Source organism: Xanthomonas codiaei, assembly GCF_002939785.1.
Classification (GTDB): Bacteria; Pseudomonadota; Gammaproteobacteria; order Xanthomonadales; family Xanthomonadaceae; genus Xanthomonas; species Xanthomonas codiaei.
Window position 1 is genome coordinate 33276 of sequence record NZ_MDEC01000010.1, and the last position, 13753, is coordinate 47028.

Sequence of the window (13753 nt, forward strand, 5' to 3'; positions counted from 1 at the left end):
CATGCACGCCAACCATACCGCCGTCACCGCTGCAGGCCGTTCCTCCCGTACGTTGCCGCCACGCGCGCCGCTGGCGCTTGCGCTGGCCGCCGCGCTCACGCTCAGCGCGCCGGCCGCCGCGCAGGTCGCCAGCACCCAGCTGCCCACCAGCGGCAGCATTGCCGGCGGCACCGGCACCATCCAGGCGCCCAGCGGCGCCACCCAGGTCATCACCCAGACCTCGAACCGGATGGCGCTGACCTGGTCGTCCTTCGACGTCGGCTCGGCGGCCACGGTGCGCTTCGATCAGCCTTCCAGCAGCGCGGCGGTACTCAACCTGATCGGTGGCAGCTCGGCCAGCCAGATCTTCGGCAACCTCAGCGCCAACGGCCAGGTGTTCCTGATCAACAGCCGCGGTGTGCTGTTCGGCAATACCGCGCAGGTCAATGTCGGCGGACTGGTGGCCAGCAGCCTGAGCACCAGCGCGGCCAACTTCATGAGTAGTAACGACGCGCTCGATGCCGGCGGTTCCACCGCCTCGATCATCAACAGCGGCACCATCACCGCGGCGGCAGGCTCGGTCAACCTGATCGGCGGCCAGGTGGTCAACGACGGCACCGTCACCGCCACCGCGGGCAACATCACGCTGGCAGGCGCCGACCGTGTCACGCTCAATTTCGAAGCCGGCGGTTTCGGTGTCATCATCACCCGCGCATTGCAATCGCAGCTCGCCACGCTGGCAGTGCAGAACACCGGCAGCCTGATCGCACCCGGCAACACCATCAGCTTGCAGGCAAGCGCCGCCAGTGGGGTGTTCAGTCAATTGATCAACAACAGCGGCATCATCAGCGCCGCCTCGCTGTCGTCGGCCGGTTCCGACGGCAGTGTCTCGTTGGTCGCCAATGGCGCCACCGGTACGGCCATCGGTGGCAGCGGCAGCATCAATGCCGACACCGGCTCCATCGGCTACAGCGCCGGCGCGGGCGGTATCGAACAGACCGGCGTCCTGACCGCCGGTGATCTCAGCGCCACGGCCGGCAGGGACCTGCTGCTCACCGGCAGCAACCAGATCGCCGGCATCCGCGCCACGGTGGGCGGCAACCTCAGCGTGACCAACGCACGCAGCCTCGGCCAGGCCAGCGCACTCGAGGTGAACGGAACCAGCACCTTCGCGCTGGGCAGCAACGCACTCACGCTGGACAATGCGGGCAACAACTTTACCGGCGCGGTGAATATCACCGCCGGTACCACCCGCATCGATGACGGCAATGCGCTGACGCTGGGCACGCTCAACACCGGCAACCTCACCGCCACCAGCAATGGCGCGCTCAATCTGGGCAGCGGGAGCGTGGGCGGTACGCTGACGGCAGTCAGCAATAACGGCGCGATCATCCAGTCCACCGGCAGCGGCCTGACCGTCACCGGTACCAGCAACCTGCAGGCGGGCACCGGCGCGATCACGCTGACTACCGGCAGCAACGATTTCCAGCAGGCAGTCACGCTTGGCGGCGGTGCCACCAGCATCACCGATGCCAATGCGCTGACGCTGGGCACCCTGTCCACCGGCAACCTCACTGCCACCAGCACCGGCGCATTGAACCTGGGCAGCGGCACGGTGACCGGCACGTTGGCGGCCAGCAGCAATAATGGCGCGATCACCCAGTCCACCGTCAGCGGGCTGAGCGTGACCGGCACCAGCAACCTGCAGGCGGGCACCGGTGCGATCACGCTGACCACCGGCAGCAACGACTTCCAGCAGGCGGTCACGCTTGGTGGCGGCGCCACCAGCATCACCGATGCCAATGCGCTGACGCTGGGGACGCTGTCCACCGGCAACCTCACCGCCAACAGCACTGGCGCACTGAACCTGGGCAGCGGCACGGTGAATGGCACCCTGACCGCCACCAGCAACAACGGCGCGATCACCCAGTCCACCGTCAGCGGTCTGACCGTCACCGGCATCGGCGATGTGCAGGCGGGCACCGGCGCGATCACGCTGACCACCGGCAGCAACGACTTCCAGCAGGCGCTCACGCTTGGCGGCGGTGCCACCAGCATCACCGATGGCAATGCGCTGACGCTGGGGACGCTGTCCACCGGCAACCTCACCGCCACCAGCATCGGCGCATTGAACCTGGGCAGCGGCACGGTGACCGGCACGTTGGCGGCCAGCAGCAATAATGGCGCGATCACCCAGTCCACCGTCAGCGGNGCAACGACTTCCAGCAGGCGGTCACGCTTGGTGGCGGTGCCACCAGCATCACCGATGCCAATGCGCTGACGCTGGGGACGCTGTCCACCGGCAACCTCACCGCCACCAGCACCGGCGCATTGAACCTGGGCAGCGGCACAGTGGGCGGGGCGCTGACGGCAGTCAGCAATAACGGCGCGATCGGCCAGACCGGCCCGTTGAACGTCACCGGCGCCGGCACCATCAACGCGGGCAGCGGCGCCATCGTGCTCAACAACAACAGCAACGATTTCGCCGGCGGCCTCGGCCTCACCGGCGGCAGCGTCAATGTGTACGACCGCAACAATCTCAGCATCACCGCGTTGACCAGCGGCCCCAACGGCGCGGTGGAACTGTTTTCCAATGCCACCCTCAGCCTGTCCCCTTTCGCGATCGACACCGGCACCGCCTTGCTGTACCTGGCCTCCAACGGCGGTGCCCTGAGCACGGCCGGCAGCTTGCGTGGCGGCACCGTGAGCCTGCGCGCGCGCGACGGCATCGGCATCGGTCACGACGTCGATGCTGCGTCGCTGATCCTCACCACCGGCAATGCCGCGGTGAACCAGACCGCGGGCAGCGTGGTGGTGGCCACCACCACCACCGCCAACACGGGTAGCGGCGCGGTCACCCTGAGCGGGGCCGGCAACAATTTTTCCGGCCTGCTCACTCTCTCCGCCGGCAACGTGCAACTCAACGACGTCGACGGAGTGTCCCTGGGAACGGTGAACACCGGTGCGCTCACCGTCAACGGCAACGGCGCCTTGAGCCTCGGCAGAGGCACCATCAACGGTGCGTTGATTGCCAACAGCGGCAGTGGGGCAATCACCCAGACCAATGCGCTGACCGTGACCGGAGCCAGCACGCTGAATGCCGGCAGCGGCACCATCACGCTGGACAACGCCGGCAACGATTTCCAGGCGGCTGTCAGCCTCACCGGCAACGGCATCACCCTGCGCGACGCCAACGCCCTGACCCTGGGCGCGCTGACCGCCACCGGTAACGCTGCCACCCAGGTACTGGCCGGCGGAACTCTCACCCTGCCCACGCAGGCGATCGACACCGGCACCGGTGACCTCAGCCTCACGTCGCTCGGCGGTGCGCTGACCACCGCGGGCACGCTGGCAGGCAACAATGTGGCGCTGCGCGCCAGCGGCGCCCTGAACCTGGCGCACGCGATCCAGGCGCGCGGCACGCTCGGGCTGATCAGCGACACGGCGGCGATCACCCAGACCGCCGGCCTGCTCGATGCGACCGGGGCGACCACCGCCACGGCGGCGGCAGGCGCCGGTACGATCACCTTGAACGCCACCAACAACGACTTTCAGGGTGCGCTGTCGCTCACCGGCAGCACGGTGCTGATCAACGACCGCAACGCGCTCAACCTCGGCAGCCTCGGCACCAGCGCACTCACCGTCGCCAGCCACGGCAACCTGGACCTGGGGCAGGGAACCATTGGTGGCACCCTGACCGCGTCCAGCAACGGCGGCACGATCGGGCAGAGCGGCGCACTGACGCTGACCGGTGCGGCGACACTGGACGCGGGCAATGGCGCCATTGCGCTGGGCAACAGCGCCAACGATTTCCAGGACGCGCTGGCGCTGACCGGCACCGGCATCTCGGTGCGCGACCGCAACGCGCTGCGCATCGGCGCACTGACCGCCGGAGCCGGCGGCGATGTCGCCCTCACTGCCGGTGGCGGACTGTCGCTGCCCGTGCAGGCGATCGACATCGGCAGCGGCAATCTGAGCCTGACCGCAGACGGCGGGTTGCTCGGCACCACCGGCGAGCTGCGCGCCAACCAGATCCGTCTGCACGGTGGCAGCGGGTTGAACCTGGCGCATGACATCACCGCCGCCAACAGCCTGACCCTGACCACCAACAACGCGGCCATCACCCAGACCGCCGGTGCGATCACCGCCGGCGCGCTTGCCACGGTCGATGCCGGCACCGGCGCCATTGCGCTGGAAGGCAGCAACAACGACTTCGTGGCACAACTGGCACTGACCGGCACCGGCATCACCGTCTACGACGCCAACGACCTGTCCATCGCCTCGCTGAGCAGCGGCAGCAACAGCCCGGTCACGCTGACCGCAGGCCGCGCGCTCAGCCTGCCGATGCAGGCGATCGATACCGGCAGTGCGGATCTTCGCCTGAGCTCGGAGAGCGGCACCTTGCTGACCAACGGCGCGCTGAGCGGGCGCAATGTCAGCCTCAATGCAGGCGCCGGCATGGTGCTGCGGCACGACGTCAACACCAGCGGCAACCTGCGGCTGACCACCGACAACGCCTTGATCGCCCAGCAGAGCGGCAAGGCCGATGTCGACGGCACTACCGATATCGTCGCCGGCAGCGGCGACGTATCGCTGACCAGCCAATCCAATGTCTTCAGCGACACGGTATCGGTCAGCGGTGACCAGGTACAGATCGATGCGCTCGGTGCGTTGCGCTTCGGCAGCTTCGCCACCACCACACTGACCGCGCGCAGCGGCGGCGCCTTGAACCTGGGGCAGGGCAGCACTACCGGCACGCTGATCGCCCGCAGCGGCAGCGGCGGCATCACCCAGACCGGTGCAGTGACCGCCGGTGGCGCAGCCACTGTGGATGCCGGCAGCGCTACGATCGCGCTGAACAATGCGAACAACGATTTCCAGGGCGCGGTTGGCCTGGCCGGCAACGGCATCGCTGTCACCGACCGCAACACCTTGTCGGTGTCATCGATCACCGGCAACAGCACCGGCGACATCGCCCTCACTGCGCAAACGCTCAACCTCCCGGCATCGGCAATCTCCGCCGGCACCGGCACGCTCAGCCTGACCGTCACCGCCAGCGCCCTTGGCACCAATGGCGCGCTCAGCGGCGGCGACGTCGTGCTCGACGCACGCGACGGCTTGACGCTCGCGCACGACATCACCGCCGGCAACCTGACCCTGCGCACCACCAATACCGCGATCAACCAGACCGCCGGACAACTCCTGGTTGGCGGTGCCACCAACGCGAACGCCGGCACCGCCGCCATTGCACTGACCGGCAACAACGACCTCCAGAACGCGGTGACGCTGACCGGCGGCACGGTGCAGATCAACGACCGCAATGCACTGACACTGAGCGCGCTCAACACCGGCGCACTCACCGTCACCAGCAACGGCGCACTGAATCTGGGCCAGGGCATCGTCAATGGTGCACTGATCGCCAACAGCACCAACGGCGCCATCGGCCAGACCGGCGCACTCAACATCAACGGCACCAGCACGCTCAACGCCGGCGGCAGCGCAATCACGCTGAATAACGCCAACAACGATTTCCAGGGCGCGGTCGGCCTGACCGGCAACGGCATCGCCGTTACCGACACCAACACGCTGTCGGTCTCGTCGATCAGCGGCAACACCAGCGGCAATATCGCGTTGACCGCCCAAACGCTCAACCTCCCGGCATCGGCGATCTCCGCCGGCACCGGCACGCTCAGCCTGACCGCCACCGGCAGCGCCCTTGGCACCAATGGCGCGCTCAGCGGCGGCGACGTCGTGCTCGATGCACGCGACGGCTTGACGCTCGCGCACGATATCAACGCCGGCAACCTGACCCTGCGCACCACCAATGCGGCGATCAACCAGACCGCCGGCCAACTCGCGATTAGCGGTACCACCGGTGCAAACGCCGGCGCCGCCGCCATTGCACTGACCGGCAACAACGACTTCCAGAATGCAGTGACGCTGACCGGCGGCGCAGTACAGATCAACGACCGTAATGCGCTGACACTGAGCGCTCTCAATACCGGCGCACTCACCGTCACCAGCAACGGCGCACTGAATCTGGGCCAGGGCACGGTGAACGGCGTACTGGTCGCCAACAGCACCGGTGGCGCCATCACCCAGACCGGCGCACTCAACATCTCCGGCACCAGCACTCTCAACGCTGGCACCGGTGCAATCACGCTGAGTAACGCCAACAACGATTTTCAGGGCGCGGTCGGCCTGACCGGCAACGGCATCACCGTCAGCGACACCAACACGCTGTCGGTCTCGTCGATCAGCGGTAACACCAGCGGCAATATCGCGTTGACCGCCCAAACGCTCAACCTGCCGGCATCGGCGATCTCTGCTGGAACCGGCACCCTCAGCCTGACCGCCATCGGCAGCGCCTTCAGCACGGGCGGTACGCTCAGCGGCGGCAACGTCGTGCTCGATGCACGCGACGGCTTGACGCTCGCGCACGACATCAACGCCGGCAACCTGACCTTGCGCACCACCAATGCCGCGATCAACCAGACCGGCGGACAGCTCACCGCAGGCGGTGCCACCAACGCGAACGCCGGCACGGCGGCCATCGCATTGACCGGCAACAACGATTTCCAGAGCGCGGTGACGCTGACCGGCGGCGCAGTGCAGATCAACGACCGTAATGCGCTGACACTGAGCGCGCTCAACACCGGCGCACTCACCGTCACCAGCAACGGCGCACTGAACCTCGGCCAGGGCATGGTCAACGGCGCACTGGTTGCCAACAGCAGCAACGGCGCCATCACCCAGGCCGGCGCACTCAACATCGCCGGCACCAGCACGCTCAACGCCGGCAGCAACTCAATCACGCTGAACAACGCCAACAACGATTTCGCCGGGGCAGTGAGCGTGGCGGGATCCGGCATTGGGCTGGTAGACCGCAACGACCTGCAGGTCGTGTCCCTGCAGAGCGGCGGCAACGCCTCGGTCTTGCTGGATGCCGGCGGCGCCTTGCAGCTGCCAACCAGTGCGATCGATGTCGGGACCGGTGCGCTGAGCCTCATTGCACGTGGCGGTACGCTGACTACCACGCACGCCTTGCGCGGCGGTGATGTGCAGCTCAGCGGTGCCAACGGGATTGCGCTGGGCGAAGGTATCAGTGCCAGCGGCACGCTGAGCCTGCGCAGCACCAACGCAGCCATCACCCAGAATGCAGGCACGTTGCAGGTGGCTGGCAACAGCGTGGTGGATGCCGGCAGAGGCGCGATCACGCTGGACGCGGCGGGCAACGATTTCCAGGGGCTGCTGGTGCTGGCCGGTGGCGCCACGCAGGTGCGCGATGCCAATGCGCTCACCCTGGATGCGCTCGACACCGGCGCATTGAATGTCGCCAGCAACGGTGCGCTCGACCTGGGTTTTGGCCTGGTCAACGGCGATCTGGATGCTGCCAGCAACGGCGGTGCGGTGACCCAGACCGGTGCGTTGACCGTGACCGGCGCCACCCGCATCAACAGCGCCGGCGCGACCATCGCGCTGGCCGATGCCGGCAACGATTTCCAGTCGGCCCTCAGCCTGAGCGGTGGCGATACCCGTGTGCGCGATCGCAACGGGCTGACGCTGGATACGCTGGACGTGGGAGCGTTGGATGTTGTCAGCGGCGCCGGCCTGAACCTGGGCCAGGGCCGTATCGGCGGCACGCTGGTGGCGCGTAGTGGCAGCAACGGAATCGGCAGCACCGGCAGGCTGACCGCGCAAGCGGTGGCGCGCCCGTCCGCAACCGGCGCAGACATCACCCAGCAGGGCGCGTTGACCATCATCGGCAATAGCGTGCTCGACGCCGGCACCGGTGCCATCGTGCTCACCGATGCCGGCAACGATTTCCAGGGCAGCGTGCAGGCCAGCGGCGGCAGCATTGCCCTGGCCGATCGCAACGACCTGGCTGCCGCTGCGCAATCCGGTGGTGCGGTGAACCTGCAGGCCGGCGGCCAGCTGTCCAGCAGTGGCGCGATCAGCGGCAGCAGCGTGACGCTGGGCAGCGGCGGTGCCACGCTGCTCGCACACGACATCACCAGTGCCGGCACGCTCAGCCTGCGTAGCGGTGGTGCGATCACCCAGCGCGCCGGCAGCCTGCGCGCAGCGCAACTCAGCGGCAGCGCCGCCGGTGCGGCCACGCTGACCGGCGCCGGCAATGCCATCGGTACGCTGGGCGATTTCAGTGCGCAGGGCCTGGACGTGTTCAGCGCTACCACGCTGCAGGTCAGCGGGCGCGTGGATGGCGGCAGGCTGCTGCGGTTGGGCAGTGGCGGCGGCCTGGTGCTGGACGGACAGCTCAACGGCGCCACCACCTGGTTGCAGGCCGCGGCCGGTATCCGCCAGCGCGCCGGCAGCACGCTCACCGCCAACCTGCTCGGCGGCACTGCCGGCGGGCCGGTGGCGCTGGGCGATGCCGGCAGCTTCATCGACAACCGCGTGGTGCGCCTGGGCGATTTCACCGCCAGCAACGGCTTCAGCCTGACCAATGCTGGCGACCTCACCCTGGTGCTGTCCAACGGCAGCATCTACAGCGTGGATGCCGGCGACAGCGCGCTGTTCCTGTCGGTGCGCGGTGACCTGTTGCAGGACGGCCGCGCCACGCTGCGCGACGGCGTCGGCAGCTTCTCGGCCACCGGCCGCATCGGCACGCAAGGCAATCCGCTGTACGTGATAGGCACCGGCACCCAGACCATCGGATTCGTCGGCGCGCCACCTGCCTACTTCAACGCCACCACCGCCGATGGCGGCCTGCTGGACCTGAGCGGCGGCTCCAGCTTCAACGTGCCGGCCTCCGCGTTCGCCGGCCGCGCGCAGAGTTCGGCCAGCCGCACCATCGCCTTCGTCGATCTGTCCGCGTCGGGCACGCCGTATCGCGCGTTCGGCCTGGTTCGCCCGGGGCTGCGCCTGCCCGACGACCAGCAGCCGGCCTGCGATGCCGGCGACCCGGACGCGGTCTGCACGCCTCAGTGATCGCCCCGCCGCCGCCTCGCCGCGGCGGCATCCCCGACGGAGCCCATGCCATGCACGACGACAGCACCCTGCAGACCCTGCTCGCACCGGTCAGCGACGACGCGCCGGCCGGCCCGGACCTGGAGTACGACCCGGACTTCCTGCGCCTGGAACGCGACTCGGCCATCCGTGCCGAGCGCAGCCTGGGCGATGCCGTCATCGCCGCCGAGGAACCCGATTGGGACAAGGTGCAGGCGCTGGCGCTGGAACTGAGCCGGCGCAGCCGCGACCTGCGCGTGGCCAGCCGGCTCGGCGCCGCCTGGCTGCGCCTGCGCGGGCTGCCGGGATGGGCCGACACACTGGCGCTGATCCACGGCCTGCTGGAGCAGCATTGGGACAGCGTGCACCCGCAGCTGGATGCCGACGACGACAACGACCCCACCGCGCGGGTCAACGCCCTGGTCGGCCTCAGCGACCCCATGGGCCTGCTCGGCGCGTTGCGCACCACCGCCTTCGTGCAGTCGCCGCGGCTGGGCCGTTTCAGCCTGCGCGACCTGCGCGTGGCCAACGGCAGCATCAAGCTCCCCGACGGCCAGAGCGGCCCCAGCCTGGCCGAGATCGAAGCCTGCTGCCTGGATTGCGCGCCCGAGACCCTGGCCGCCTCCGCCCAGGCCATCACCGATGCGCTGGCGCGCGCGCGCGATATCGACGCCCTGCTGACCGAACGCCTGGGCACCGCCGCGCCGGACCTGCGCCCGTTGCTGGCCGACCTGCGCGAGCTGGAGCGCTTCGTGCTGCCGCATTGGCAGGCCCGCGATGGTGGCGCCACCACCGCCGCAACCCCGGAGGCCGATGCGACGCCGGCAGGCGAGAGCAGCGAGGTGGCGCACGGCAACAGCGCCCGCCCGCCCGGCGCCATTGCCGGCCCGGACGATGTGCTGCGCCGCCTGGACGAGATCTGCGCCTACTACGCGCGCTGCGAGCCTTCCAGCCCGGTCCCGATGCTGCTGCGCCGCGCGCAGCGCCTGGTGGGCTGCGACTTCCTGGCCTTGATGAAGGAACTGGCCCCGGCCGGCATCGACGACCTGCAACGCGTCACCGGCCCGCTGGACAACGGCTGAGCCTTGCGCCCAGGCCAACCGACAGCCGCATGGCAAGCAGCGGGACGAGCCGACCGACGGACCTTGGGCTGCGTGACCCACGGCAGGTGTGCCTGCACGCGCAGCGCAGGCCGCGATGGCCCCGCTGTCGCGGCTCCTTAGCCGATTGCCCAAACCAGCGGGCAATCGCACCGCCTCAGGTCGGCGCACCGCCACCAGAGGCACGCACGCCCCAGCGGTTGCCAATCCCGAATCTCGAATCCCGAATCCCGAATCCCGAATCACCAGCTATACAGCTGCCAATACACCTTGTTGACCTTGTCCTTCTCCGCGTCGGTGTGCCCATCGTGGTCGCGGTCGTACAGGAAATACGGCGCGCCGCGTGCCGGCGTGACCCGCACCATTTCCAGCTGACCGTTGACGCGGTATTCGTCCACCTTGTCGCCATTGCCCATGGTCTTGCTGGTGACATCGGCACCGGCCGGGATACCGTCGCCGGCAGTGCCGCCGGAGGTGGTCGCACAGCCGCCAAGCAGCAACAGCGGCAGCAACAAAAGACATGCTCTCTTCATCGTGATTGTCCGTGTGAGGTCGTCGCCGAGTATGCGCTGGCCGGATGTGGCGTGGGCGTGCAGCGTAGAATCGGGCCATGAGCAGATTAGTCCTGATCGACGGGTCCAGTTACCTGTATCGCGCGTTCCACGCGCTTCCGCCGCTGACCAATGCCCAGGGCGAGCCCACTGGCGCCTTGTTCGGCGTGGTCAACATGCTGCGCGCCACCTTGAAGGAGCGCCCGGCCTACGTCGCGTTCGTGGTGGATGCGCCCGGCAAGACATTCCGTGATGACTTGTATGCCGACTACAAGGCCAACCGCCCGTCGATGCCCGACGACCTGCGCGCGCAGGTGCAGCCGATGTGCGACATCGTGCATGCGCTGGGCATCGACATCCTGCGCATCGACGGCGTGGAGGCCGACGATGTGATCGGCACGCTGGCGCTGCAGGGCGCCGCCGACGGCCTGGCCGTCACCATCTCCACCGGCGACAAGGACTTCGCCCAGCTGGTGCGCCCGGGCGTGGAACTGGTCAACACCATGAGCGGCAGCCGCATGGACTCGGACGCGGCGGTGATCGCCAAGTTCGGCGTGCGCCCCGACCAGATCGTGGACCTGCTGGCGCTGATGGGCGATGCCATCGACAACGTGCCCGGCGTGGAAAAGTGCGGCCCCAAGACCGCCGCCAAATGGCTGGCCGAATACGACTCGCTCGACGGCGTGATCGCCAACGCCGACAGGATCAAGGGCAAGATCGGCGACAACCTGCGCGCCGCCTTGCCGCGGCTGCCGCTCAACCGCGAACTGGTCACCATCAAGACCGACGTGGTGCTGGCCAGCGGCCCGCGCGCACTGGAGCTGCGCGGGCCCAACACCGAGGCGCTGGCCGCGCTGTATGCCCGCTATGGCTTCAGCCAGGCGCTGCGCGAACTCGGTGGCGCCGCTGCCGCTGGCGTGCAGACCGAAGCGATGGCGGTGGCCCGCACCGAACCCGGCCGCGCCCGCGGTACCGGCTTCGTCTCCGGCCCGGCCAGCGCGCCGGTGGAGATCGATCCGGCACTGGCCGCGCCTGGCCAATACGAGACCATCCTGACCCAGCAACAGCTGGACAGCTGGATCGCGCGCCTGCGTGCGGCCGGGCAGTTCGCCTTCGATACCGAAACCGACAGCCTGGACGCGCTGCAGGCCAACCTGATCGGGCTCAGCGTCGCCGCCGAGCCCGGCCAGGCCGCCTACCTGCCGTTCGGCCACGACTTCCCCGGCGCCCCGGCCCAGCTCGACCGCAGCCAGGCACTGGCGCAGCTGGCACCGCTGCTCACCGACCCGGCCGTGCGCAAGCTCGGCCAGCACGGCAAGTACGACCTGCACGTGATGCGCCGGCATGGCGTGGAACTGGCCGGCTACGCCGATGACACCTTGCTGGAGAGCTTCGTGCTCAACTCCGGCAGCGCCCGCCACGACATGGACAGCCTGGCCAAGCGCTATCTCGGCTACGACACCGTCAAGTACGAAGACATCTGCGGCAAGGGCGCCAAGCAGATCCCCTTCGCCCACGTCAGCCTGGAAGACGCCACCCGCTACGCGGCCGAAGACGCCGACATCACCCTGCGCCTGCACCAGGTGCTGGGCAGGCGCCTGGCCGACGAGCCCAGCCTGGAGCGCGTCTACCGCGAGATCGAGATGCCGCTGGTGAGCGTGCTGGCGCGCATCGAGGCCAATGGCGTGTGCGTGGACGCGGCCGAACTGCGCCGCCAGAGCGTGGACCTGTCCAAGCGCATGCTCGCCGCCCAGCAGAAGGCCACCGAGCTGGCCGGGCGCAGCTTCAACCTGGATTCGCCCAAGCAGCTGCAGGCGCTGCTGTTCGACGAACTCAAGCTGCCGGCGGTGGTCAAGACGCCCAAGGGCCAGCCCTCGACGAATGAAGAAGCGCTGGAAGCCATCGCCGACCAGCACGAACTGCCGCGGGTGATCCTGGAGTACCGCGGCCTGGCCAAGCTGCGCAGCACCTACACCGACAAGCTGCCGGAGATGATCCACCCGCAGTCCGGGCGCGTGCACACCAGCTACCACCAGGCCGGGGCCGCCACCGGGCGCTTGTCCTCGTCCGATCCCAACCTGCAGAACATCCCGATCCGCACCGAGGACGGCCGCCGCATCCGCCGCGCCTTCGTCGCCCCGCCCGGGCGCAAGCTGATCGCCTGCGACTATTCGCAGATCGAGCTGCGCATCATGGCCCACCTGTCCGGCGACCCCGGCCTGGTGGGCGCGTTCGAGTCCGGTGCCGACGTGCACCGCGCCACCGCCGCGGAAGTCTTCGGCCGCACCATCGACACCGTCAGCGGGGATGAGCGCCGCGCCGCCAAGGCGATCAACTTCGGCCTGATGTACGGCATGAGCGCATTCGGCCTGGCCCGCCAGCTCGGCATCGGCCGTGGCGAAGCGCAGGACTACATCGCGCTGTACTTCAGCCGCTATCCGGGCGTGCGCGACTTCATGGAAACCACGCGCCAGCAGGCGCGCGACAAGGGCTACGTGGAAACCGTGTTCGGCCGCCGGCTGTATCTGGACTTCATCAACGCCGGCAGCCAGGGCCAGCGCGCCGGTGCCGAGCGCGCCGCCATCAACGCACCGATGCAGGGCACCGCAGCGGACATCATCAAGCGTGCGATGGTCCGCGTGGATGGCTGGATCGCCGGCCACGCACAACGCGCGAAGATGATCCTGCAAGTGCACGATGAGTTGGTGTTCGAAGCAGACATCGATTTCGTCGACACGCTGCTGGCCGAAGTCACCACGCGCATGGCCGCCGCGGCCGAGTTGCGCGTGCCGTTGGTGGTGGATTCGGGCATTGGCGATAACTGGGACCAGGCGCACTGACGCGGCAATATTCGCTGATATGCTGAATGCGCAGACCAGCCATACAACACCCAAACATAATCCGAATCGGGCTGGCTTGAGGGAATGAATAATCGCTAAATTCTACATTTTTTTAACAGTCATCTTCACGATCCATCAATGTAGAAAATGGTGTTATATCCCTCGACGGGCGCAACGCCTGTCGGTAGATCTCTCCCATCCCCTGGAGCAGATCTCGGAGCGGAAACTCCTCCCCAAGTTTCCGTTCCCTGGCCCCGCCGACCTCCCCCTGGTCTGCGGGGCTTTTTATTTTCCGCGCGTCTCAGCAACATCAGCC

The 13753-nt window shown here is 68.2% G+C and carries 4 protein-coding genes and 2 pseudogenes; 5 read left to right on the top strand and 1 reads right to left on the bottom strand.

Features of this window, described 5'->3' with window-relative positions; all coding sequences use genetic code 11:
• Window position 1: 1 nt before the first annotated feature.
• From XcodCFBP4690_RS23405 to tssA, 4 genes and pseudogenes are all read left to right on the top strand, one after another.
• On the top strand, window positions 2–2190 hold a 2189-nt coding region (locus XcodCFBP4690_RS23405), incomplete at its 3' end, for a beta strand repeat-containing protein (protein ID WP_430523610.1).
• 81 nt (window positions 2191–2271) lie between these two features.
• A pseudogene (locus XcodCFBP4690_RS23410) lies at window positions 2272–5520 on the top strand (beta strand repeat-containing protein); the annotation flags it as partial.
• Window positions 5521–5589: 69 nt separating this feature from the next.
• A pseudogene (locus XcodCFBP4690_RS23415) lies at window positions 5590–8928 on the top strand (beta strand repeat-containing protein); the annotation flags it as partial.
• Between the two features lie 50 nt (window positions 8929–8978).
• The gene (gene tssA, locus XcodCFBP4690_RS09265) at window positions 8979–10028 is read left to right on the top strand and encodes a type VI secretion system protein TssA (RefSeq protein WP_104540673.1); all 1050 of its coding nucleotides are present in this window, start codon (window positions 8979–8981) and stop codon (window positions 10026–10028) included.
• Window positions 10029–10288: 260 nt separating this feature from the next.
• Here tssA and XcodCFBP4690_RS09270 read toward each other — a convergent pair whose 3' ends face one another.
• The gene (locus XcodCFBP4690_RS09270) at window positions 10289–10579 is read right to left on the bottom strand and encodes a DUF2782 domain-containing protein (RefSeq protein ID WP_104540674.1); all 291 of its coding nucleotides are present in this window, start codon (window positions 10577–10579) and stop codon (window positions 10289–10291) included.
• 77 nt (window positions 10580–10656) lie between these two features.
• On the opposite strand from XcodCFBP4690_RS09270, the gene polA reads away from it, so the two are divergent.
• Entirely contained in the window at window positions 10657–13437 is a 2781-nt protein-coding gene (gene polA / locus XcodCFBP4690_RS09275) for a DNA polymerase I (protein WP_104540675.1), read from the top strand.
• Window positions 13438–13753 lie beyond the last annotated feature (316 nt).

What these genes read in the sequence shown, in the direction of transcription:
- tssA (WP_104540673.1), top strand. Translation starts at nt 8,979, where the DNA reads ATGCACGACGACAGCACCCTGCAGACCCTGCTCGCACCGGTCAGCGAC.
- XcodCFBP4690_RS09270 (WP_104540674.1), bottom strand. Translation starts at nt 10,579, where the DNA reads ATGAAGAGAGCATGTCTTTTGTTGCTGCCGCTGTTGCTGCTTGGCGGC.
- polA (WP_104540675.1), top strand. Translation starts at nt 10,657, where the DNA reads ATGAGCAGATTAGTCCTGATCGACGGGTCCAGTTACCTGTATCGCGCG.